At 67.0% G+C, this 23191-nt stretch carries 22 protein-coding genes; 9 read left to right on the top strand and 13 right to left on the bottom strand.

All coding sequences use genetic code 11. From position 1 onward, the window contains the following. Positions 1–24: 24 nt before the first annotated feature. The gene (locus tag AC5Y4H_RS04455) at positions 25–1257 is read right to left on the bottom strand and encodes a PPE family protein (protein ID WP_499978875.1); all 1233 of its coding nucleotides are present in this window, start codon (positions 1255–1257) and stop codon (positions 25–27) included. 928 nt (positions 1258–2185) lie between these two features. Here AC5Y4H_RS04455 and AC5Y4H_RS04460 point away from each other — a divergent pair. After that, entirely contained in the window at positions 2186–2401 is a 216-nt protein-coding gene (locus AC5Y4H_RS04460; protein WP_499978877.1) for a hypothetical protein, read from the top strand. A 171-nt stretch (positions 2402–2572) separates the two neighbouring features. Here AC5Y4H_RS04460 and AC5Y4H_RS04465 read toward each other — a convergent pair whose 3' ends face one another. After that, positions 2573–4075, bottom strand: coding sequence for a glycoside hydrolase family 183 protein (locus AC5Y4H_RS04465; protein ID WP_499978882.1), 1503 nt, complete (start codon positions 4073–4075; stop codon positions 2573–2575). An 830-nt stretch (positions 4076–4905) separates the two neighbouring features. Between AC5Y4H_RS04465 and AC5Y4H_RS04470 the strand changes: the two genes are divergently transcribed. The 3 genes from AC5Y4H_RS04470 to AC5Y4H_RS04480 are packed head-to-tail and all read left to right on the top strand — an operon-like array spanning position 4906 to position 8131. After that, a complete protein-coding gene (locus AC5Y4H_RS04470) occupies positions 4906–6132 on the top strand; it encodes an acetyl-CoA acetyltransferase (protein ID WP_499978884.1) in 1227 nt (408 codons plus the stop codon). A gap of 2 nt (positions 6133–6134) precedes the next feature. Continuing rightward, a complete protein-coding gene (locus AC5Y4H_RS04475; protein ID WP_499978886.1) occupies positions 6135–7649 on the top strand; it encodes a carotenoid oxygenase family protein in 1515 nt (504 codons plus the stop codon). Then, positions 7649–8131 carry a VOC family protein gene (locus AC5Y4H_RS04480; RefSeq protein ID WP_499978888.1) on the top strand — a complete coding sequence of 161 codons (483 nt, stop codon included), beginning with the start codon at positions 7649–7651 and terminating at the stop codon, positions 8129–8131. The genes AC5Y4H_RS04475 and AC5Y4H_RS04480 overlap by 1 nt, the downstream gene beginning before the upstream one ends. Before the next feature lie 4 nt (positions 8132–8135). On the opposite strand, the gene AC5Y4H_RS04485 is transcribed toward AC5Y4H_RS04480, so the two are convergent. The 8 genes from AC5Y4H_RS04485 to AC5Y4H_RS04520 all read right to left on the bottom strand — a co-directional run bounded on the left by AC5Y4H_RS04485 (position 8136) and on the right by AC5Y4H_RS04520 (position 16096). Then, a complete protein-coding gene (locus tag AC5Y4H_RS04485; protein ID WP_499978890.1) occupies positions 8136–8570 on the bottom strand; it encodes a hypothetical protein in 435 nt (144 codons plus the stop codon). A gap of 86 nt (positions 8571–8656) precedes the next feature. Then, the gene (locus tag AC5Y4H_RS04490) at positions 8657–9427 is read right to left on the bottom strand and encodes a VOC family protein (RefSeq protein WP_499978894.1); all 771 of its coding nucleotides are present in this window, start codon (positions 9425–9427) and stop codon (positions 8657–8659) included. An 88-nt stretch (positions 9428–9515) separates the two neighbouring features. Continuing rightward, entirely contained in the window at positions 9516–9989 is a 474-nt protein-coding gene (locus tag AC5Y4H_RS04495) for a type II toxin-antitoxin system Rv0910 family toxin (protein WP_499978896.1), read from the bottom strand. 3 nt (positions 9990–9992) lie between these two features. Then, positions 9993–10178 carry an antitoxin gene (locus AC5Y4H_RS04500; RefSeq protein WP_499978898.1) on the bottom strand — a complete coding sequence of 62 codons (186 nt, stop codon included), beginning with the start codon at positions 10176–10178 and terminating at the stop codon, positions 9993–9995. 66 nt (positions 10179–10244) lie between these two features. Then, positions 10245–12632, bottom strand: coding sequence for a cation-translocating P-type ATPase (locus AC5Y4H_RS04505; protein ID WP_499978901.1), 2388 nt, complete (start codon positions 12630–12632; stop codon positions 10245–10247). Beyond that, positions 12629–14209: a serine hydrolase gene (locus AC5Y4H_RS04510; protein WP_499978903.1), complete on the bottom strand. Its 1581-nt coding sequence runs from the start codon at positions 14207–14209 to the stop codon at positions 12629–12631. The genes AC5Y4H_RS04505 and AC5Y4H_RS04510 overlap by 4 nt, the downstream gene beginning before the upstream one ends. Positions 14210–14249: 40 nt before the next feature. Beyond that, a complete protein-coding gene (locus AC5Y4H_RS04515) occupies positions 14250–15359 on the bottom strand; it encodes an MBL fold metallo-hydrolase (RefSeq protein ID WP_499978905.1) in 1110 nt (369 codons plus the stop codon). A gap of 5 nt (positions 15360–15364) precedes the next feature. Then, positions 15365–16096, bottom strand: coding sequence for an enoyl-CoA hydratase (locus AC5Y4H_RS04520; protein ID WP_499978906.1), 732 nt, complete (start codon positions 16094–16096; stop codon positions 15365–15367). 27 nt (positions 16097–16123) lie between these two features. Here AC5Y4H_RS04520 and AC5Y4H_RS04525 point away from each other — a divergent pair, with 27 nt between their 5' ends. From AC5Y4H_RS04525 to AC5Y4H_RS04535, 3 genes are all read left to right on the top strand, one after another. Further along, positions 16124–17614: a carboxyl transferase domain-containing protein gene (locus AC5Y4H_RS04525; RefSeq protein ID WP_499978908.1), complete on the top strand. Its 1491-nt coding sequence runs from the start codon at positions 16124–16126 to the stop codon at positions 17612–17614. An 81-nt stretch (positions 17615–17695) separates the two neighbouring features. Beyond that, entirely contained in the window at positions 17696–18406 is a 711-nt protein-coding gene (gene prrA / locus AC5Y4H_RS04530; protein WP_007777113.1) for a two-component system response regulator PrrA, read from the top strand. 15 nt (positions 18407–18421) lie between these two features. Further along, complete coding sequence (locus tag AC5Y4H_RS04535; protein WP_499978909.1) at positions 18422–19759, top strand: sensor histidine kinase; 1338 nt, start codon at positions 18422–18424, stop codon at positions 19757–19759. A 4-nt stretch (positions 19760–19763) separates the two neighbouring features. Here AC5Y4H_RS04535 and arfC read toward each other — a convergent pair whose 3' ends face one another. The 3 genes from arfC to arfA are packed head-to-tail and all read right to left on the bottom strand — an operon-like array spanning position 19764 to position 21261. Next, positions 19764–20243, bottom strand: coding sequence for a channel accessory protein ArfC, sunset domain variant (gene arfC, locus AC5Y4H_RS04540; protein ID WP_499978910.1), 480 nt, complete (start codon positions 20241–20243; stop codon positions 19764–19766). Beyond that, complete coding sequence (gene arfB, locus AC5Y4H_RS04545; RefSeq protein ID WP_499978911.1) at positions 20240–20353, bottom strand: channel accessory protein ArfB; 114 nt, start codon at positions 20351–20353, stop codon at positions 20240–20242. Before arfB ends, arfC begins: the two co-directional genes overlap by 4 nt. A gap of 11 nt (positions 20354–20364) precedes the next feature. Then, the gene (gene arfA / locus AC5Y4H_RS04550) at positions 20365–21261 is read right to left on the bottom strand and encodes a channel-forming protein ArfA/OmpATb (RefSeq protein WP_499978912.1); all 897 of its coding nucleotides are present in this window, start codon (positions 21259–21261) and stop codon (positions 20365–20367) included. Between the two features lie 87 nt (positions 21262–21348). Between arfA and AC5Y4H_RS04555 the strand changes: the two genes are divergently transcribed. Beyond that, positions 21349–21612 carry a DUF2630 family protein gene (locus tag AC5Y4H_RS04555; RefSeq protein ID WP_499978914.1) on the top strand — a complete coding sequence of 88 codons (264 nt, stop codon included), beginning with the start codon at positions 21349–21351 and terminating at the stop codon, positions 21610–21612. Beyond that, on the top strand, positions 21609–23183 hold the full coding sequence (locus tag AC5Y4H_RS04560; protein WP_499979178.1) for a phytoene desaturase family protein: 1575 nt from the start codon (positions 21609–21611) through the stop codon (positions 23181–23183). Before AC5Y4H_RS04555 ends, AC5Y4H_RS04560 begins: the two co-directional genes overlap by 4 nt. Positions 23184–23191 lie beyond the last annotated feature (8 nt).

Consider the following 23191-nt stretch of genomic DNA (forward strand, 5'->3'; position numbering starts at 1 on the left):
ACTCCTTAGTGTTGGCGACCGCGACTATTCGTGCCCGTCGTCGGAGTTGATGACGATGATCGTGGCATGGGTGGCTGTCCGCCCGAAAGCGTTGCCCCCGAAGCTTATTCCGCGCGCAGGGCCAGCACCGGCACCTGCGGCGCGCCCGGCCAGACTGGAAGCGGCCATGTTGCTGAACAGCGAACCCTGCCCCTCCGCGGCAAGAGCCGCAGGAGCACCGGCAAGAGTGGACTGTGGCATCACCGCGGCGACCGTCCGGATTTCCGGGGCGGCGGCAACCCATCCCTGTGGCACCGACATACGCCCGACCACGCCGGCACGACCCATTCCCGTAGACATCCCGGCTCCGCCGGAGGGCATCGCGCGCACCGTCCGCGTCTCGGAGCCGAGGCCCCCGCCCAGCGACCGCAGCGCCGACCTATCCCTGTCGAGCCGCTGCCTCGCGCTGTTCACATTCGCCACGTTTTGGGGCACCAGATAGCTCTCGACGCCCAGCAGATAGGGACTGCCCCCGATGCCATACAACGAGACGGGACCCAAAGGACCCGTGAGAGCCGAGTTCAACGCTAACAGTAGCGACGGCGGGTCGGCTGCGGTTGCGGTCGGGGTTGTCAGGGATTGCAGAGACTGCGGGACGGCCGACATCAATTGCGGCAGTGTCGATTGCGTGTTGGTTACCACCGAGCCACCGGTGGCCTGTGCGACAGCGGCGGCCTGTCCCGCCGTCCCGGCCGGGTTGACGGTCTGCGGCGGCTGGCTGATCGGCGTCATCTCTGTGGCGGCCGCCGAGGAGCCTGCATAGCCGTACATCGCCGCGGCATCCTGGGCCCACATCTCGGCATATTCGGACTCGGTGGCCATAATCGCCGGTGTGTTCTGACCGAGAAGATTGGTCGCGATCAGCGCCATCAACCGCGCACGATTGGCCGCGACTATCGGCGGCGGCACAGTCGCAGCGAACGCGGCCTCGTAGGCGAGAGCCGCCGCACGCGCCTGGTTTGCGGTTTGCTCAGCCTGACCGGCGGTCGCACTCATCCAGGCCGTATATGGTGCCGCCGCGGTCACCATCGCAGTCGACGAAGGACCCCGCCAACCGCCGGTCAGGTTCGAGATCACCGACTCGTACGATGCCGCCGCGGAGTGCAGTTGGGCGGCCAACGCATCCCACGCCGCCGCGGCGGCCAGCATCGGCCCCGCCCCGGGGCCGGCGTAGATCCGGCCGGAATTGACCTCGGGTGGTAAACCTCCGAAATTCATTGCTATACCTCACGATTAATCGCGCTGCGAGCTTTCGTAAAGCGACTTGAGCGACGCCGCACCGCATCTTGATCTGATGCCCCCGCTTGTGACGCCGGGTTCCCTAACACCACTCCGCCGATGCGCTGTCGATACCCAGAGCTCCAACGCCGATTAGCTCGGCCAAAGCGCCACGCGCAGCGGAGAACCGCCTAGGCGAAGTTGATGTTCTGGCACGCGACAGTTCGGCGGATTACCCGCGGGTGAGGTGCCAGTGCCGTCGGAGTTGCTGCGCAAAGCCGACCAGGAAGTGAAAGCCTGACGCTCGAAAGGCTAGGATCCCCGGTTGCGCCACGGACGGTGTCGTCGGCGTTGCAGGTAGGACTCAACACGGCGGTTGTGCATCTTCGCAATGACTTCGATTGCGCGCCAGCTATCTTCGCGTGTCTGCTCGGAACTGACCGTGGCGAGGCAGGGACGTGCGTGCGTGACATGACGGGCGGCGGGCAGGCCGTGATTAAGGCGGCGCAAGGCTGACCCGGTGGCGCTCACGGCAAACGTCGATGGTGAGCTGCCATCGAGAGACCTCATCGCAATGCCCCTGCTTGCACGTCCCTGTGCCGCAACCAATTCCCCGCTCTCGAGGTTGATGACTGAAACCGATCGTACTTTTCGTTGTGACACCGTGTCCAGGTTGCGTTCATCAATTTCGCGTATTGTCCAGCGCTCTCGCCGAGGCGCCACCGGTATCAGGCCTCGACCGCTGCTATCGCCTCGGCGGCAACCCGCCGTCGGAGATATCGACACCGCGGGCGGCGACCGCACGCTGATCGGACAATCTCAAGTCCCACACAGCGCGGAAAAGAGGGCTAGCATCGATACCGTGCGTGTGAGGGAAGAAACGTAGCGCCCGACGCTTCGTCGGGGCATAAGACTCGTCGAGCTTGCGATGCGGAAGCTATTCGCGACACTGATGGCCCTTGGAGCCGTAACGTTCAGCGGGGCCATTGCCCACGCTGAGAACCAGCCGGCACCACCCCCTCCCGGCCCTTCGTTCTACGCACCGAAGTGCCTGAGTTTCGACCCCAACCCGCCGGCGCACTGGAACTACCTGCCGTGCGGTTGGACGACGGATGGCAAGCGGTGGATCCCGCTGCCGCCATAACCTCTGGCGCAGATCGCCGACGGCAGCGCCTGAAAAGCCTTCAGCGGATGGCTAAGTGCTTTGGCGGTGGATACCTGTTGGCAGCTCACGCCGCAGACGCCCGCATCCCCCCGGGCGTCTGCGGGCGACAGCGTTTGGCCACTCGACCGTCGTTGTTCGTCCGCAATGGGTCTACGGCAACACGGTGTGCATCAGCATGACGTCGTAGGCCGACCACAACGACAGGTTGAAGTACAAGTCTCGCCCCGACGACCAAGGATGGATCATCGGCGCATAGATACCCCCGGGCATCTGGAACGACGACACCAGCGGTTGCTCGGGGCTCCATGGTCCTTGCGGCGTCGGTGCGGTCCGTGCCACCACGTCGTTGCTGCCGCCGTCGGTGTACAGGACAAGGTATTGCTTGAGATAACTGTTGTACTGGGCCGACATTTCGCCAACCGGCCCCGGGAATATCGGCGTCGCCGCACCCGGGTTGTTCGCCACCCAATGGCCGCCGTTGTCGCCGTTCCAGTACTGGTACTTGGTCAGGTCGGGCAATTGGTTCGGCGGGACGCGCGAGAGAAAGGCCGCGCCGCCGCGTCCTGACGGGGTGCCGAACTGGTAGAGGTATCCGTCGTTCCCCTTCATGAACGCGCCCATTTGAAAGTTTTCATTTCCGGGCGTAAACCCTGCTCCGGGAATGGCATCCGGCGAGGCCGTACGAATGGTCGTCGGGAAGATCCCCCAGTTCTGGCCGTTGTCGTTGGACCTGGCGATCGCCGAGTAGTTCGTCGACCATTCGCCGTCACGGCCCCACTGGCGGATGGACATGTAGCTCATGTACTGGGTTCTGCCCATGGACATCGCCGCGGTCGGAATGATGCCCGTCTCGTGGGCGGCCTTGTGGATGGTGTTGACGACCTGCTTGGAAAGTCCGGGCGCCCACACCGGTGAACCTGAATACCTGTCATTCGGCACGCCGTCGGCGATGTGAATGCCCTTGGACAAGTCGTGATCGTTGCTGCGGAACAGGGTGTTGTAACGCCACTGCTGGCCGTGCACCTTGCAGTAGCCGAACGTGTCACCGAAAGCCATCAGCACCTGGCGGTTGGCGGGATCGCCGTTGTCCCAAGCAATCCCGAGGTCGGTGCCTGAGATGCTGAAACGTTGCAGGGTCTTGTTGGGGCCGTTCGGTCCAGTGACCCAGTCGACGAGCGACGTCGGGGCACCCGCGATCGACGGAGGCGGCGGTCCGGGCTCGGGCTGCGGCTGAGGCTGCGGCTGCGGAGGCGGCATCGGAACGGCGTTGGGCCGCAGCTGGTTTGCGTTGGGCGGTAGCGGGACTCCGGGCGCGGGCGGATTGGGCCCCGGCGGCAGCACCTCGGCTTGCGGGTGCAGCGGCGCGGCATACTGACGGCCCGGAGCAGCCGGTTTGAGCAGCGACGAGATCAGTGGGCCCAGCCTCGGTAGCGGCGCCTGGTCATTCGTGTGTGTGGGCCGCCGGCCGGTCGGCGGCTGCACGACCGGCTGAGGCGCGGGCATGGCCGGGGGCGCGGCGGGAGGATCCACGTTCGCTTCGGGTGCGCCACACGGTGTGGCGTTGGCAGTTGGCGCGGGCCCCACCACGAGGACGAAACCGATAGCGGCCGCCGACGCCATCGATAGCGACACACTTCGCAGAAACGCCGACATGAAGCACCTTTCGAGGGGTGGGACACCGCGTTGACGTCCCTTAGCTGGCCCATGTGACGATAGTGATCTACGGGGCGAATGTGACCAGTGATGAGCTGATAGGTACCCATCCGTGACCGTGTCGCAACGCCGCGTTTCCTGCTGCCGCCTCGCCCTCAACCGATTAGCTCACCGTCCATACCGCCAGATGGACAGCGTTGCGCGCTTTGCCAGTGCCGGCCCGAATCGGGCTAGCCGGTGCCCGACACGCTGCCAGGATGGACGCCGGGCGAGCGTCGTTGACTTAGCGGTGTCCGTGCGCCTTGGTGGGTTGCTGGTTGAGGCCGACCACTGATCGCAGGCCCTCCGGCATCCGGCGCGGCGGTCGAGGAACGCAGAACTAAGCGACATCGCCGCTTTGCTGGGCGGCCGCACAATCCGCCGACCGCACGGCCGCGCGCACAGGGGTGCGTGGCGCCCAGCCTCGGTCCGACACGAGCCGCCAATCGGTACAAGCGCACCACATTGCCGCAGCTCAGCCTTCCAGCGCCGCAACCATCGAAGCTCTATTGCACATGCGCGTAACGGAAATCGTCGATCGCCGGGCACAGTGCCGGCGGCATCTCGCATTCGAACAAGTTGCGGTCCGCATGTTTGTCGACCCTCCCGGGTGGCAATGATCCAACAGAGGCGTGTGCGTCGGCCGGCCTTCGCACCCGTCTAGGTCCCGTCGGTTCAGCCCGAGAGCCGACGGGGCCGCCCTTTTTTGGGGCCGCTTCTGACCTAGACCGCTCCGGGTCGGGTGCTCGATAGGCCTGAACAACCCCAGCCCGCGGGAGTACCGTCGGCGTATGGATCACTCGGCCGGTGTGTGGATTCTCGGTGGATATCAAAGCGATTTCGCTCGCAACCTCACCAGAGAAGGCCGTGACTTCGCCGCGTTGACCGCCGAGGTCGTCGACGCCACGCTGATCGCAGCCAAGGTCGACGCCGCCGACATCGAGGTGGTGCACGTCGGCAACGCCTTCGGCGAGCTGTTCGCGCGCCAGGGCCACCTTGGGGCGATGCCGGCTACGGTGTGCGACGGCCTCTGGGATACACCGGCTTCACGACACGAGGCGGCGTGCGCCTCCGGCAGCGTGGCGGCGCTCTCGGCATTGGCCGACCTTCGCTCGGGTGCCTACGATGCCGCACTGGTGGTGGGCATCGAGTTGGAAAAGACCGTCCCCGGCGACACCGCCGCGCAGCATCTGGGTGCGGCCGCGTGGACCGGGCACGAGGGGGCCGACGCCCGGTACCTGTGGCCATCCATGTTCGCTCAGGTGGCCGACGAGTACGCCCGGCGGTACGGCCTGGACGACGCGCACCTGCGGGCTATCGCACAGCTGAACTTCGCCAACGCGCGGCGTAACCCGAACGCTCAAACCCGGGAATGGGCCGTTCCCGACCCGATCGTCGACGACGACGCGAGCAACCCGATCACCGAAGGCCGGTTGCGCCGATTCGACTGCAGCCAAATGACCGACGGCGGCGCGGGATTAGTACTCGTCAACGACGCGTATCTGCGCGATCACCCGGATGCGCGCGCGATCGCCCGGATCGACGGGTGGGGCCATCGCACCGTCGGCTTGGGATTGCAACAGAAACTGGATCGCGCTGACGGCGACCCGTACGTCCTCCCCCATGTGCGCGTCGCGGTACTCGACGCACTGCGCCGGGCACAGCGCAGCCTCGACGACGTGGACGGATTCGAAGTGCATGACTGCTTCACCCCCAGCGAGTACCTGGCGATCGACCACATCGGGCTGACCGGCCCGGGCGAGTCGTGGAAAGCGATCGAGAACGGTGAGATCGAGATCGGCGGTCGGTTGCCGATCAACCCCAGCGGAGGGCTGATCGGCGGCGGACATCCGGTCGGAGCCTCCGGCGTGCGGATGCTGCTTGACGCGGCCAAGCAGGTCAGCGACGACGCCGGTGAGTACCAGGTCGAGGGCGCCCAGACCTTCGGCACCCTGAACTTCGGCGGCAGTACCGCCACCACAGTGAGTTTCGTCGTCAGCGGCACCGGAGGCGTGTGACCATGGATGTTGAAATCGTCGGTAAATTTCTGTCCACGCTGCCCGAAGACGACGAGCACCCGTACCGCACCGGCCCGTGGCGCCCCCAGACGACCGAGTGGGATGCCGACGACCTCATCGCTGTCGAGGGCGAAATCCCGAGCGATCTGGACGGTGTCTACCTGCGCAACACCGAGAACCCACTGCACCCGGCGCTGAAGACCTATCACCCGTTCGACGGCGACGGCATGGTGCACGTGGTCGGCTTCCGTGACGGAAAGGCCTTCTACCGCAACCGATTCATCCGCACCGATGGATTCCTGGCCGAGAACGAGGCCGGCGAGCCGCTGTGGCCGGGTCTGGCCGAGCCGGTGCAACTGGCGCGGCGGCAGCACGGGTGGGGCGCTCGTACCAAGATGAAGGACGCGTCGAGCACGGACGTCATCGTCCACCGCGGAATCGCGCTGACTAGTTTCTACCAGTGCGGTGACCTGTACCGGATCGATCCGTATTCGGGCGACACGCTGGGCAAGGAGTCCTGGAACGGCGGCTTTCCGGCCGAGTGGGGTGTATCGGCACATCCCAAGGTGGACAACAAAACCGGTGAACTACTGTTCTTCAACTACAGCAAGCAAGAGCCGTACATGCATTACGGCGTGGTCGACGACCGCAACGAGCTCGCGCACTATGTCGACATCCCGCTGCCCGGCCCGCGTCTCCCGCACGACATGGCGTTTACCGAGAACTACGCCATCCTCAACGATTTCCCGTTGTTCTGGGATCCCCAGCTACTCGAGCACGACGTGCACCTGCCGCGCTTCTATCCGGACATCCCGTCGCGGTTCGCGGTGATCCCGCGCCGCGGCGGCACTAGCGACATTCGCTGGTTCGAGGCCGACCCCACCTTCGTGCTGCACTTCACCAACGCTTACGAGGATGGCGACGAAATCGTGCTCGACGGCTTCTTCGAGGGTGACCCATCCCCGCTTGATACCGGAGGAACAAAGTGGGAGAAGCTGTTTCGCTTCCTCGCCCTGGATCGCCTGCAGGCCCGGCTGCACAGGTGGCGCTTCAATCTGGTCACCGGGGCGGTACGGGAAGAGCGGCTCTCGGAGTCCATCACCGAGTTCGGCACGATCAATCCCGAGTGCGCCGGCGGCGACTACCGCTACACCTATGCCGCAACCGGCAGGCCGGGCTGGTTCTTGTTCGACGGCCTGGTCAAACATGACCTGGGCACCGGAACCGAGGAGAGCTTCTCGTTCGGTGACGGCGTCTACGGCAGCGAGACCGCGATGGCGCCGCGCGTGGGGGCCACCGGTGAGGACGACGGTTACCTGGTCACCCTCACCACCGACATGAACAGCGACGCCTCCTACTGCCTGGTCTTCGACGCCGCCCGGGTGGGCGACGGCCCGGTCTGCAAACTTCAGCTGCCCGAACGCATTTCCAGCGGCACCCACTCCACGTGGGCGCCCGGTGCCCACTTGCGGCGCTGGGACACCGCCGAATCGGCCGCTAGCGCGATCGGACTGTAATGCGCACCGGCAAGCACCACCACACGACGCACTGGCCGATACAACTGGCGCCGATCGGCGCCATCCGTTTCGCGCGCCGCTCCACGCATTTCGCGGAAACGGTGCAGTTCTACCGCGATCTGGTGGGGCTGCCGCTCTACGAGACGTTCGGGAACAGCTACGGAAGCAACGGCGCCATCTTCGGGTTGCCCAGCTGGAACCTCACCATGGAAATCGTGGAGGCCGTCGACCCCGTGGCTGTCGACCATCACGAACAACTGTGTCTGTACTTTCCCGACCAACCGGCGCAGCAAGCCGCCCTCGCGCGCCTGCGCGACGCGGGCGTCGAACCCGTGGAACAGCACCCCTACTGGGAGGCCACCGGCGCGGTCACCTTCCGCGACCCGGACGGACGTGAAATCGTGTTCGCGCCCTTCGTATTCGGTGTCAACGAGCCCGGCGACAGCGCCGCGTCGGGAACGCACGAATTCCCGTCGGCCTGACCGTTCAGCGGCCGGACCGTCCGGAGGCCACGGCGGCGACGACGGCCACCAGCGAGCAGGCGACCGCACAGACCGCGGCGCCCGCGCCGACGTACAGCCCGTATTCGGCCGACACCGGCGGGTTTACGTTGAGCTTGTAGTACCACACGGTCAACGCCACGATCAGCAACGAAATCAGCAGCGCGGCAATCGAAGCGAGCCTAACCGACAGACCGCGACCGATCATCGCGCCGACCACGAGCAGCGTCGAGGCCAACAGCACGATGAGCTGGCCCGCACCGAACCCCCGGGGCAGTACCAGGTTGCCATGGGCGCCGCCGATGGCGTTGGCCCAGCCCCCGCCGTTCACCCGCGTCCGCAGCCACGGCAGCCATGCGCTGGTCGACACGATGACCGCGAAAAGCGCCACCAGCCAACCGGGGCGCAGTCGGCGAGTCATGCTAGCGAGACTAACGGACCCCGACCCCGGCCCGCGTGAGCGAGCGCCCCGCTAGCGTGGCGCCCGCGCCGGTGATGCCTCGGACGCTAAGTCCGCAGAGAGGACAGATTGAAGACGGCACCCATCGGATCGCCCGCCGCGGCCAGCCGCCCGTACGGGGTGTCCTCGGCGTCGCGCACCACCGTGCCGCCGTTGTCGGCGATCACCCGCAGGGTCTTGTCGACGTCCTCGGCACCGAAGAAGATCACCCAGTTCGACGGGACGTCTTCTGGCAGGAATGCGGCGCCGTCCATCACACCGAGCAATTGCTCCTCACCGAACCGCGCTGTGCTGTAACGGAATCCGTCGGTGTCGGAGACGGGCTCGGTCTGCCATCCAAACACGTCGCGGTAGAAGTCGAGGGCGGCTGCGTAACCGCGGGTGGTCAGCTGGTGCCACACGGGGGCGCCCGCCGCCCCGATGAGGTCGAAGCCGCGGTGGCCCAGCGGCTGCCAGAGGCCGAACACCGCGCCGGCGGGGTCGGTCACCACAGCCATATGGCCTTTGGCGGGCACCTCCATCGCCATGCACACCGAACCACCGGCCTTATTCACGCCGGCGAGGGTGGTTTCGATCGCGGCGGTGTGGAAGTAGGTGGCCCAGTGGTCGGGCGACTCGGCTTCGGGCCGGTTGGCCATGATGCCGGCCACCGAGTGGCCGTCCTTGGCGGCATTCACGTAGCCGCCGTACTCGGGTCCGGCGGACTCGAACGTCCAGCCGAAGACCGTGCCGTAGAACTCCTGTGCGCGCGCGACGTCGGACGTGGTCAGATCGATCCAGCATGGGGCGCCCAACGGAGCGCAGTCGCGGATGGGCATGGTGACCTCCTGGTGGTGTCCTGGCCCCGAAGGTATGGGCTTCACACTATGGACTGCCGCCAAGCCTGAAACTCATCGGCGCCGGCGATCAGCGATGAGCCCCACCGTCTCCGTTCGTGCTCGGGTCGGCTCGGGTGAACACGGTGACGAAGTTCTCCAGCGATTGGTTGATGTCGCCACGCAGGGCGGCGGCGACGATCATGCCGATGGGACCGAACAGCGCAGGACCGCCCAGATGCACGTCGAAACTGACGATGGCGCCGTCTTCCTTGGGCGCGATCCTGGCCATCAGCTTGACCTTGACCCCGCCGACGCCGTCGCCGTTCAGCGTCATGCCCTCGGGCGGCTTGTAACGCACCACCGTCCATTTGATCCGGTTGTACATGCCCTTGACCTCGACGATCGACTCGACGACCGTGCCCTTTTCTATCTCGTCGGGCAGGATGCTGCGCCACACCCGATGAATGGTCAGCCAGTCCTTGTACCTGGACAGGTCGGAGGCGTGTTGCCAGGCCACCTCGGGCGGCAGCGGGACATCGATGGATCCGGAAAGCTTCGCCATCGCTCAGTTCTGTTGGTCGCCGGTGTCGGCGCCGGTGGCCTTCTTGGCCTGCTCCTGCACCTGGTGGATGGTGTCGGTGTACTTGCCCTGCGTCTTCTCGTCGACCAACTCGCCGGCCTTGTCGATCGCCGTCTCGACCTTGTCGGCGTTCTGCGACAGCAGATCCTTTGCCTTGTCCAGGAAACCCATGCGCCCTCCCTTTTCCCGGCATCGTACTTGGCCGCCGAGAACCCGCTGCGGGTGAGTTCGGCGCGCTCAGCGCCACAACCGCGGCTGCACGCCCAGCACTTTGGCGCGGATCCACCACGTGGCCTCGATGGCGGCGGCGCCCAACAGACCGATGCCCAGCGCGGTCGATGTCACCGCGACATTGGACGGGTCGAGCAGGAACTCCTTGCGCGCCAGCGGCAGGCTGAAAATCACGACATAGGCCAGGCCCGAGGCGATTACCAGTGCCACCCGCCACCACTGGTAGGGCCGGGCCACCACCGCCAGCACCCACAGCGCCGTCATCAGCAACGTGATCAAAGCCGCCGTGGACGCCTGATCCTGTTGGGCGAAGCTGGCGTGACGACCGTGATACGCCAGCAGGTAGGAGGCGAACGTCGCGATGCCGACGATCAAACCGCAGGGCAGCGCGGACGAGAGAACCCGGCGCACGAAGCCCGCGTGGGCGCGTTCGTTGTTGGGCGCCAGCGACAGGATGAACGACGGTATGCCGATGGTGAACCAGGCCGCGATGGTGACGTGGATAGGCTGGAACGGATACAGCAGCGGATCGACCCCGAGCGGTTTGGCCAGCAGGCATTCGACGCCCACCAGTAACGCCAGCAGGACCGAGTACACCGTTTTGGTCAAGAACAGGTTGGCGACACGTTCGATGTTGCCAATCACCCGTCTGCCCTCACCGACGACGTAGGGCAGCGTCGCAAATCTGTTGTCCAGCAGCACTATTTGCGCGACAGCGCGCGCCGCGGGGCTGCCAGCGCCCATCGCGACACCGATGTCGGCATCCTTGAGGGCCAGCACGTCGTTGACACCGTCGCCCGTCATCGCGACGGTATGCCCGTGCGTTTGCAAGGCACGCACCATGGCGCGTTTCTGATCCGGCCGCACCCTGCCGAAGGTGCTGTGGGTGTCCAGCGCGTCGGCCAATTGCCCGGGCTCCGAGGGCGATTGGCGCGCATCCATCGTCTCGCCGCGCAGCCCGAGCTTTTCTGCGACCGCACCGACCGAAACCGCGTTGTCACCGGACAACACCTTGACAGCCACACCCTGCTCGGCAAAGTAATTCAGCGTCTCGCGCGCGTCCGGGCGCATCTTCTGCTCGAGGACCACCAGCGCGGCGGGGGTGACGTGACCCGGCGCGTCAGGGTGGTCGACAGCGACGTCACCCGTGCCGATCAACAGCACCCGCAGCCCCTGCGCCCCGATCCGCTCGGCCCGTTCGGCCGCCGGTGATGCCGGCTCGAGCAACACGTCCGGAGCCCCCATCACCCAGTTCCCGTGGTCCCGGAAAGAAACGCCGCTCCATTTGGTGGCGGACTTGAAAGGTGCTGTCGCCGTGGCGGTCCAGCCAGGAGGCTGATGGTAGGTTCCGGCGATGGCTCGCATACTCGCATTGGGCCGCGGATCGGCGGCGGCCAACGAGGCCAGGACGTCGGCGATCAGCTCCCGGTCCGCCGGATGGTCGAGTTCCTCCACGCTCGCCACCCGCATACCGCTCTCGGTCAGGGTGCCCGTCTTGTCCGCGCAGACCACGTCGACGCGCGCCAGTCCCTCGATGGCGGGCAACTCCTGCACCAGGCACCGGCGCTGACCGAGCCGCACGACCCCGACCGCGAACGCGACCGACGTCAACAACACCAGCCCTTCGGGAACCATGGGCACCAGTGCACCGACCGTGCGCAGCACGGCCTGACGCCAGTCCGCGCGGGTGGTGAAGAGCTGGGTGTAGATCGTGAGCAGTCCGGCGGGCACCAACAGGTAGGTGATGAACTGCAAGATGCGGTTAATGCCGTTGCGCAGTTCTGATTTCACCAAGGTGAACTTGCTGGCCTCCTCGGCGAGCTTGGACGCGTACGCGTCCGGACCCACCTTTGTGGCGCGGTACGCGCCGCTGCCCGCGACGACGAAGCTGCCCGACATCACCGCATCGCCGACGTCCTTGGCGATCGGGTCGGCCTCCCCGGTCAGCAGCGACTCGTCGACTTCCAGGTTCGCCTCCTCGACGATCTCGCCGTCGACCACCACCTGATCGCCGGGGCCCAGCTCGATGATGTCGTCAAGCACCACCTCACCGGGCGGTACCGCCTTGGTCCCGGATTGCCGACGCACCAACGGTTTCGCCTGCCCCACGATGGCGAGCTTGTCCAGGGTCTGCTTGGCCCTGATCTCTTGAACCATGCCGACGACGCTGTTGGCGATGATCAACAGCCCGAACATCCCGTTGATCACCGAACCCGTAGCGAGCACGATCAGCAGCAGCACCCCCAGGATCGCGTTGATCCGCGTGAACACGTTGGCCCGAACGATGTCGGTGATGCTGCGCGTGGCGCGTTCCCGTATAGCGTTGCTCTTGCCGTCGGCCAGCCGCTGGGCCACTTCGGCGTCGGTGAGGCCAGAGGCGTGAGCAAGAGTCATCGCGTGAAGGTTCCCAGCTTGCCCGAGTCGTAGTACTCCAAGTTCAGCGTATGGTCGCCGAAAACGGCTTTGGAAACCGTTCCGGGCGGGGCGTTTTCGTCGGTCAGCGCGAAGGTGAAGGTGTCCCCGTCCCAGTGGGTGAGGGTGGCGGTCCGGTTTTTCGGACCCATCTGCAGTTGCAGCGCGCCGTCGCGTTCGGACACGATGGCCGGTCCCCAGTAGTCGCTGGCGTAGGTGCCGGCGTAGTCGCTGAGCGGTCTCGCCGGGGCGGGGTTGGCCGGGAGCGGCTTGCCGACCAGCGAGCCGAGCGGGTTGTTCAGCCAGCCGATCGCCTTCTTGTACAAGGGCCCCCAGTCCTCGCGGATTTGACCGTACTGAACCAGGTCCATGAATTCGGCGGTGATCGTTTCCGGGATGCCGTAGGGCGCGGCGTTGGTCAGTGCGACGATGCCCAGATCCTCGGACGGCAGGACCACGAAGTTGGTGGCCGCGCCCAGATCGAAAGCGCCGGAGTGACTGTACTCGGTGCGGCCTGACGAATCGACCGAGGAGTTGAAGCCGTATCCGTAAAAACCGGTGCGCGCCTGCGGCGTTTTCGCGGGCGATGACACCATCTGCGGGCTGATGGCCGGCAGCAGGGCCTCCGGCGACGTGATCCGGTGGCCGTCGTAGGTTCCATTGCCCAGCAACATCAATATCCAGCGCGTCATGTCGTTCACCGATGAGCTCACGCCGCCCGCCGGCGACTGGGGATCCGGGTCGCGCTGGAAGCGGGCCTGCCATGTGCCGTCGATCTTGATGTGGTTGACCGCATGGTTGGGCCGGGCGATGAAGTCGGCGAACCGCGAACTCGTCGACGCCATCCCCAGCGGGCGGTAGAGCACCTCGTCGGACAGGTCCTCCCATGGCTTGCCCGCCGCGGCCGCAACCGCCTCGGCACCGGCGGTAATCCCATAGTTGGTGTAGGCGTAGCTGATTCGGAACGGATCCAGGGGCAGGTACTTGAGCCGCTCCAGCGTTTGCCGGCGGTCGTAGCCCAGGTCTTCGAGCTTGTCACCCGCGTGGTCCGGCAACCCGGAGCGATGTGAGTACAGGTCGCCGATTGTCACATGACTCGTGACGTAGGGATCGTTCAACGTGAACCACGGCAGCTTGGACGCGACGGGCGTGTCCCACGCGACGACGCCGTCGGTGACCTCGTGCGCGATCACCGTCGCGCCTACGGATTTCGACACCGAGGCGAGCTGAAAGACGGTGTCGGCGTCCACCTTGTTGTCCTGGCCCTGCCCCTTGCTGGCATCCTTTATGCCGAAGCCTTTGGCGTACAACACCTTTCCACCGTGCACGACGGCTACGGCCATCCCTGGGACGCCGGTGCTTTTCATCAGGTCTCCGACCAGTCCGTCCAGCTTGGCGACGGCCTCGTCGATGCGGCCGGTGGGTATCGACACGCCGGAAACCTGGTTGGGCGGGGCGTCGGACAGTGTGGACGGCGGACCGGCTGTCGGCTGTGCCGGGCCGCATGCCGTCAACCCGAGCAGCGCCACGGCAAGGGCGGCGGCGGCGCGTGTGGTCATGCGCGAACCCTAGCGCGGAGACGATGCGTGCCGCGGGAACCTACAGCCGCCACCAGGGGCCGGGTTTCTCCGGTGCCGCGGGATCGATGCGTTGACCTGGCTGCGGCACCGCCACATTCACCCGTTCCGGCTCGGCGGCGGTGAGCAGACGCTCAACCGGTTCCGACCACGGGTGCGGGGCCAATCGGAAAGTGCCCCAATGGATCGGCACCAGCAGTCCGCCGTCGGTGACGTCCAGATGAGCCCGCACCGCCTCCTCGGGGTTCATGTGTACGTCGGGCCACGCCGTGTTGTAGGCCCCGATCGGCAGCAGGGTCAGGTCGAACGGCCCGTGATCGGCGCCGATCTGCTCGAAACTCTTGGTGTAGCCGGTGTCGCCGCCGAAGTACGCCCGATGCTTCGGGCCGACGAACGCCCACGACGCCCACAGCGTCGTATTGCGGTCGAGAAAGCGTCCCGAGAAGTGCCGCGCCGGCACGCAGACCACCTCGAGGTCGTCGACCTTGGCGCTCTCATGCCAGTCGAGCTCGACGATGCGCTGCTCGGGTATCCCCCACCGGCGCAGGTGGGCCCCGATGCCAAGCGGCACGAAGAACGGTGCCCGTTGAGTGCGGGCCAGCGCCCTGACCGTGTCGATGTCGAGGTGGTCGTAATGGTCATGGCTGATCACCACCGCGTCGACGGCGGGCAGCGCCTCGAGCTGGAGCGGCGGCGGATGCAGGCGCTGCGGGCCGACGACGTCCGACGGCGAACACCGGTCGCTCCACACGGGATCGGTGAGCACCCGGTAACCGTCGATCTCCAGCAGCGCCGTGGAATGGCCGAACCAGCTGACGGCCAGCCGGCTGGGGTCGGCGTCGAGCATCCCCGGGAAGGCCAGCGGGATCGGCCCCTTCGGCCGGCTGCCGCCCCGATTGCCGATCAGCTCCCACGCGATGAGCCGCAGTTGTTCGCGGTCCATCTTGACTTCGGAGGCGGGCTCGAGGTTGACGAAGACACCGTCACGGTAGTGCGGCGACCCGGCGGCCGCCTCGGCGATCGAGGCCGGGTGGGCGCCGAGCGCGTCCGGCGCGCCGTGCAGCGCTCGCACCAGCCAGCTACCGGCCGCCAGCGACGCCGTACCGGCGACCAGCCGTAGCGTCCCCCGCATAGTTGTCAGGCCCCCCGGAACTTCGGCGGCCGCTTCTCGATACGGGCGACCTGGGCCTCGACAACGTCTTGGCTGCTCCAGGCTTTGTCGAAGAGTTCCTTGTGCACCGGCCCGGCCTCTTCGATGGCGCCGTCGTCGTTGAGCACCCGCTTGGCGTGCTGGATTGCCAGCGGTGCGAGGCCGGCGATTTCGGCGGCCCAGGCTTGGGCGTCGGTGAGGGTCCCGATGCGATTGGCCATCCCGGTCTGCAGCGCCACGTCGGCGGTCAACTTCTCGGCCGTGAGCAGCATCGCCCGGGCCCGGCCGTGACCGACGAGCGAGGATAGTCGCCGGATGCTCCAGTTATCTAGGGCCAGGCCATATTTCGAAGTCGGAAACTGGAAGAACGCGTCGGGTGCGACCACCCGCAGATCGCATTGCATGGCCAGCTGCAGGCCGGCGCCGATGGCCGGGCCGTTGATCGCCCCGATCACGGGAATCAGCGTGGCATCGAGCACCTTGTGCAGCTCGACGAGCCGGTCGGGATAGTCGGCCGCGAAGGCGTCACCGCTGAGGTCTGCGCCCGCGCAGAACACCGTGCCCTGACCCGTCAACACGATCGCGCGGGTGGAGCCGTCACCGGCTTTCAGCACGGCCTCGCGCAACTCCTCGACCAGCTGGGAGTTCAGCGCATTGCGGCGCTCGGGACGCTGCAGCTCGATCGTCATGACGGCTTCGGCCCGGGTAATACCGATCATGGCAGCCACCCTATATAGCCTCGTCACGTGAGTCGTATTACGGCTGGTCAACTACGCGACGCGGTGCTGGACGAGAATTCCTTCGTCCGCTGGGACAGCGAACCGCTCGGCGTGCCCGTCGGCGCGTCCTACGGCCAAGAGCTTGCCGACGCCCGGGCCGCGACCGGTCTGGACGAATCGGTGCTCACCGGCGAGGGGCGCGTCTTCGGCCGCCGGGTCGCGGTGGTGGTCTGCGAGTTCGGCTTCCTGGGCGGGTCCATCGGGGTGGCCGCGGCCGAGCGGATCACCGCGGCGGTGCAACGGGCGACGGCCGAGGGGTTGCCGCTACTGGCCTCGCCCAGCTCCGGCGGCACCCGCATGCAAGAGGGCACGGTCGCGTTTCTACAGATGGTGAAGATCGCCGCGGCCGTCCGGCTGCACAAACAGGCGCACCTGCCCTACCTGGTCTATCTGCGCAATCCGACCACCGGCGGGGTATTCGCCTCCTGGGGGTCGCTGGGCCATGTGACGGTCGCTGAGCCGGGCGCGTTGATCGGCTTCCTCGGCCCGCGCGTGTACCGGCTCCTCTACGACGAACCCTTCCCCGAAGGCGTGCAAACCGCGGAGAACCTTCAGCGGCACGGCGTGATCGACGGCGTCGTCCGGCTCGATGAAGTGCGCCGCACGCTGGACCGTGCCATGACCGTCATCGTCGACGCCCCCGGGCCGCTGCCCGCGCCGGCGCCACCCGAACCGACGCCCGACGTCGCCGCCTGGGACTCGGTGCTGGCGTCGCGACGGCCCGACCGGCCCGGGGTCGGCCAGTTGCTGCGGCACGGTGCCACCGATCGGGTGCTGCTGTCGGGCACCGGCCAGGGCGAGGCGGCGACCACCCTGTTGGCACTGGCCCGCTTCGCCGGCCAGCCCGTCGTGGTGCTGGGCCAGCAGCGGCTGACGGGCGGCTTGGTGGGGCCCGCCGCACTGCGCGAAGCCCGGCGCGGCATGGCGCTGGCCGCCGAGTTGCGCCTGCCGCTGGTGTTGGCGATCGACACCGCGGGGCCGGCGCTGTCGGCCGAAGCCGAACAGGGCGGTCTCGCCGGACAGATTGCGCAATGCCTGGCCGAGCTGGTGACGTTGGATACCCCGACGGTGTCGGTGCTGCTGGGCCAGGGCAGCGGCGGGCCTGCGCTGGCGATGGTGCCCGCCGACCGGGTGCTGGCGGCGTTGCACGGCTGGCTGGCGCCGCTACCGCCGGAGGGCGCCAGCGCGATCGTATTCCGCGATACCGCGCATGCCGCCGAACTCGCTGCGGCACAAGGCATCCGATCGGCTGACCTGCTGAAGTCGGGAATCGTCGACGCCGTCGTGCCGGAGTATCCCGACGCCGCCGACGAGCCGGTCGAGTTCGCGCAGCGACTGTCGCGGGCCATCGCCGCCGAGGTGCACGCGCTGCGCGAGCTCCCCGACGCCGAGCGGCTGGCCACCCGGTTGCGTCGCTACCGCAACATCGGTTTGCCCGAATCCCGCCGCGACACATAAGCCGCGCACAAGGCGCAACGACGGTCGGCCGCACATTTGGGTTGTGCAGCCTCCCACAGCCATAGTCGACAATCAGGCAAAATGGGCGGCATGGACACTGGAGCTAGCTCACCGCGGGTCTTGGTCGTCGATGACGATTCGGATGTGCTCGCGTCGCTCGAACGCGGTCTGCGGCTGTCCGGATTCGAGGTGTCGACGGCGGTCGACGGCGCCGAGGCATTGCGCAGCGCGACCGAGACGCGCCCGGACGCGATCGTGCTCGACATCAACATGCCGGTGCTGGACGGCGTCAGCGTCGTCACGGCGCTGCGCGCCATGGACAACGACGTGCCGGTCTGTGTGCTGTCCGCCCGCAGCTCGGTCGACGATCGGGTGGCGGGCCTGGAGGCCGGCGCCGACGACTACCTGGTCAAACCCTTCGTGCTGGCCGAGCTGGTCGCGCGGGTCAAGGCGCTGCTGCGCCGCCGCGGCGCCACCGCCACGTCCTCCTCGGAAACCATCACGGTCGGCCCGCTGGAAGTCGATATCCCGGGCCGACGCGCCCGGGTCAACGGCGTCGACGTCGATCTGACCAAGCGGGAATTCGACCTGCTGGCGGTGCTGGCCGAACACAAGACGGCGGTGTTGTCCCGCGCGCAGCTGCTCGAGCTGGTGTGGGGTTACGACTTCGCCGCCGACACCAACGTCGTCGACGTGTTCATCGGATATCTGCGCCGCAAGCTGGAGGCGAACGGTGGCCCCCGGCTGCTGCACACCGTCCGCGGAGTGGGATTCGTACTGCGCATGCAGTAAGCAGGTCGACCGGCAATGAACTTCCTGTCCCGGATCGCGACCCGTACGCCATCGCTACGGGCGCGGGTGGCGGTCGCGACGGCCATCGGCACCGCCATCGTGGTAGTGATCGCGGGGGCCGTCGTGTGGTTCGGCATCACCAGCGCCTGGAAGGAACGGCTTGATCGCCGCCTGGATGAGGCGGCGGGCTTCGCCCTCCCCTTCCTGCCGCGTGGACTCGGCGACATTCCGCGCACCCCCAATGACCAGGACACCGTCATCACGGTCCGGCGCGAGGGCCAGGTGATGTCCAACTCGGACGTCACGCTGCCGCCGCTGGATGTCGGCTATGCCGACACCTACATCAACGGGGTGCGCTATCGGGTGCGGACCCTGGAGGTCCGCACGCCGCAGCCCGCAACGGTGGCGGTGGGTGCGACCTACGACGACACGATCGCCCAGACCAACAACTTGCATCGCCGGGTGATTTTGATCTGTGCGCTCTCGATCGGCGCGGCAGCGGTATTCGCTTGGCTGCTGGCGGCTTTCGCGGTGCGGCCGTTCAAACGCCTTGCCCAGCAAGCCCGCTCGATCGATGCCGATGAGCGCCCACAGGTGGCGGTCCGCGGCGCCAGCGAGGCTGTCGAGATCGCCGAGGCCATGCGGGGCATGCTGCAGCGCATCTGGACCGAACAGGACCGGACCAAGGATGCCCTCGCCTCGGCGCGCGACTTCGCCGCCGTGTCCTCGCACGAACTGCGCACTCCGTTGACCGCGATGCGCACCAACCTCGAAGTGCTGTCCACCCTGGACATGCCCGACGAACAACGCAAAGAGGTGCTGGGCGACGTCATCCGCACCCAGTCGCGGATCGAGGCAACGCTGACCGCGCTCGAGCGGCTGGCCCAGGGGGAATTGTCGACGGCTGACGATCACGTGCCGGTCGACATCACCGAGCTGCTCGACCGCGCGGCCCATGACGCCACCCGGATCTTTCCCGGGGTCGACGTTTCGCTGGTGCCCTCACCCACCTGCATCATCGTCGGGTTGCCTGCCGGGTTGCGCCTCACCGTCGACAACGCGATCGCTAATGCCGTCAAGCATGGCGGCGCCACCCAGGTCCAGCTGTCGGCGGTCAGCTCGCGCGCCGGCGTGGAGATCGCCATCGACGACAACGGCAGCGGCGTGCCCGAGGACGAGCGCCGGGTGGTGTTCGACCGGTTTTCCCGCGGGTCGACGGCCTCCCATTCCGGGTCGGGGCTGGGCCTGGCGCTGGTTGCCCAACAGGCCCAGCTGCACGGTGGGACGGCGGCGCTGGAGAACAGCCCATTGGGTGGGGCACGGCTGGTGCTGCGGCTCCCCGGCCCGAGCTAACGGCCTATCGCCGGCGGGGGTTGTCGGAGCTGTCGCGCCATGGCGTGAAACCGGCTTGTTCCGCGGACTTCTCGTCGCTGAACCAGAGCTCGGCGGTGGTGGAGTCGTATGCCGGATCATCGGGCGTCAGATACACCTTGCCGTCGGCACGCGCTTTGACCAGGTATCCCGCCGGTCCCTCGCCATCGGGACCGGCATCGGCAGATCCCGGACCATATGGCGCCCGCGGCGAAACCCGAATCTTGGTGGTTGGCAATTCTTTTGGTACTCGGATCTTGGTGGTGCGCCGTTCGGTGACCGGAATTCTCGTGGTGCGCTTCTCGGTGACGGGGATCGTTGTTGTCGCGGACTCCGGCGTCGCCGGCTCGTTGGATGACTTCGACACCGCTGCTTGGCTTTTGCCGACAGCCAGCAGCCGCGTGAGCGTCAGCGCCAACCCCAGCCCGAAGGACAGGCCGAAAAGCCACCAATGCACGTGGCTCATCGCCGCGCCCCCTTCCCGGGGCGGCGGAGCAACGTGGCAATCGCCCAGGCCACAACCGATCCCGCCACGAAAGCGAGCAGGTACCACAACCACTGGAAGACGAAGTCCACGTCGAATCCCCCTAGCTGACCACGATTTCGACCCTGCGATTCTGGGCGCGACCGTCGTCCGTGCCGTTCGGGGCGATCGGGTTGGCCGAGCCGAAACCGGTGGTGCTCAAGCGGTCGCCGGGCACGCCGTGGGCTTCCAAAAACCCCGCGACGGTTTGCGCGCGCTCCTCACTCAACGGAACGTTCAGGCTCGCATTACCGGTGCTGTCGGCGTAGCCGTTGATGGTCGCGTGCGCGTTCGGGCACGCCTTGAGTTTGTCCGCGATGCGGGTCAGGACCTGCTCGTCAGACGCGGTCAGACTGCCGAGGTTCGATTCGAAGGTGAGTGCGCCGTCGGTCAGGGTATTGATCGCCGATTGCAGGTTGCCGCACGACGCGGCGGCGGTGGGCGACGGCGACGCTGTCGGTGCGTTAACCGCAAGATTGTCAACGACTTTCAGGTTGGACCAGATCCGCTTGGCATCGGCGACGACGGTGTCCTTCTGGCCGGGCGACGCCGCGGTGCCCGCCAGCGTGATGGTGTCTCCGCGCACCGTGACGGCGAAATCGGCGATCGACGCGCTGTCGGAGAAAACGGGCTTGGCCTTGGCGAAATCGAGTGCGTCGACGGTGGGATCGATGCGGATCTCGTCGACGATGTCGACGCCGGGTCCCAATGCGTTGTTGAGCACCTTCAGCAGTGCCGCTTTCGCGGACTCGTCGGGGAAGTCTCCGGTCAAGGTGACGCTGTTGCCGCTGCGGGTCATGGAAAACGCCGCCAGCGAAAACCTCGGCGCACTGGTCGAAGGTGCCGACGACACTCGACCGGACGGGTGGCGTGCGGACATTTCGTAGCCGATCACGGCCATCAGAAGCGGAATGACCACCAGGGCGATCAGCCAGGGCAGGCCGAGGCGTTTGACGCTCACGTCGGCCCTCCGTCCTGTCGCCCGCCCTTTCCCAGGCGATACGCAGCCTACCGATTCACTGACTCCGCAGTCGGGCACACTGGAGCGATGGCCAATGGCAGTAAACCGATCGACAACGACACGCTGGCAGTGATTCGTGACCTGGTCGCCGAGGAGAAAGCGTTGCGGGCCCAGCTGCAGCGCGGGGACATCGACACGTCGGAAGAACATGATCGCCTCCGGAAGGTGGAGGTGGAACTCGACCAGTGCTGGGACCTGCTGCGACAGCGCCGCGCCCTACGTGAGACCGGCGGGGACCCGAAGGAGGCGGAGGTGCGTCCGCCCGACGAGGTCGAGGGCTACCTGAGCTGACCGATCACGCGACCCAAGCCGACGCTGTAGTTATCGGAGGCGGCCACAACGGCCTGGTCGCGGCCGCCTACCTGGCCCGCGTGGGCCTGCGGGTGCGCTTGCTGGAACGGCTCGACCACACCGGCGGCGCGGCCGTCTCGACGCAAGCCTTCGATGGCGTCGACGTTCGGGTGTCGCGCTACTCCTATCTGGTCAGCCTGCTGCCCGCGCGAATCGTGCGGGAGCTGGGCGCTGACGTGCGGTTGGCCCGGCGGCCGTTTTCGTCCTACACACCCGATCCCGCGACCGGCGGCCGCAGCGGCCTGTTGATCGGGTCGGACGGTGACGGCTTCGCCGGCATCGGGGCCGCCGACGATGCGCAGGGGTTCGCCGACTTCTACGACCGCTGCCGGTTGATCACCGAACGATTGTGGCCGACATTGCTCGAACCGCTGCGCACCCGCGAGGGTGCCCGCCGGCACGTGGTGGGAGGCGGCGATCGCCGCGCGGCCGCCGCGTGGCAGGCGGTGATCGAGAACCCGATCGGACACGCCATCGCCGACGCGGTGCGCAACGACGTGGTGCGGGGGGTGATCGCGACCGACGCACTGATCGGCACGTTCGCCCGTCTCGATGACCCTTCGCTGACCCAGAACGTCTGCTTCCTGTATCACGTGCTCGGCGGCGGCACCGGAGACTGGGACGTCCCGATCGGCGGGATGGGCGCGGTGACCACGGCCCTGGCCGCGGCGGCGGTCCGCCATGGGGCCGAAATCACCACCGGTGCAGAGGTTTACGCGGTCGATCCCGACGGGGAGGTGCGGTTTCGCGCCGCCGACGACGAGCATCGAATCCGGGCGGAGTTCGTGCTCGCCGGCGTCACACCGACGGTCCTGGCCGGCCTTCTCGGGGAACGACCGGCGGCCCCGACCCAAGGCGCGCAGGTCAAGGTCAACATGGTGCTGCGGAGATTGCCCCGGCTGCGCGATGAGAATGTGAGACCCGAGCACGCATTCGCCGGGACCTTCCACGCGAACGAAACCTGGACGCAACTGGACGCGGCGTATTCGCGCGCGGCGACCGGGCAGATCCCCAATCCGCTGCCCTGCGAAGCCTATTGCCACTCGCTCGCCGACCCGAGCATCCTGTCGGCCGGCCTACGCGACTCGGGCGCGCACACGATGACGGTATTCGGCCTGCACACCCCGCACGCGCTCTTCGACGGCACCTATTCCGGCGCCCTGCGCGACCGGCTGACCGACGCCGTACTTGAGTCGCTGAATTCCGTTCTGGCCGAACCGATTCAAGAGGTTCTGATGAGCGACGCGCACGGCCGGCCTTGCATCGAGACGACGACCACCCTGGACTTGCACCGCAGCCTGGCTATGACGGCGGGCAACATCTTCCACGGCGGCCTGTCATGGCCGTTCGCCGAAGACGACGACCCACTGGACACCGCTGCACGGCAATGGGGCGTGGCCACCGCGCACGAAAGGATCATGCTGTGCGGCTCCGGCGCACGCCGGGGCGGGGCGGTTTCGGGCGTCGGCGGGCACAACGCCGCGATGGCGGTGCTGGCATCGCTCACATAGCGGATGCG

Source organism: Mycobacterium sp. NGS58, from assembly GCF_059812385.1.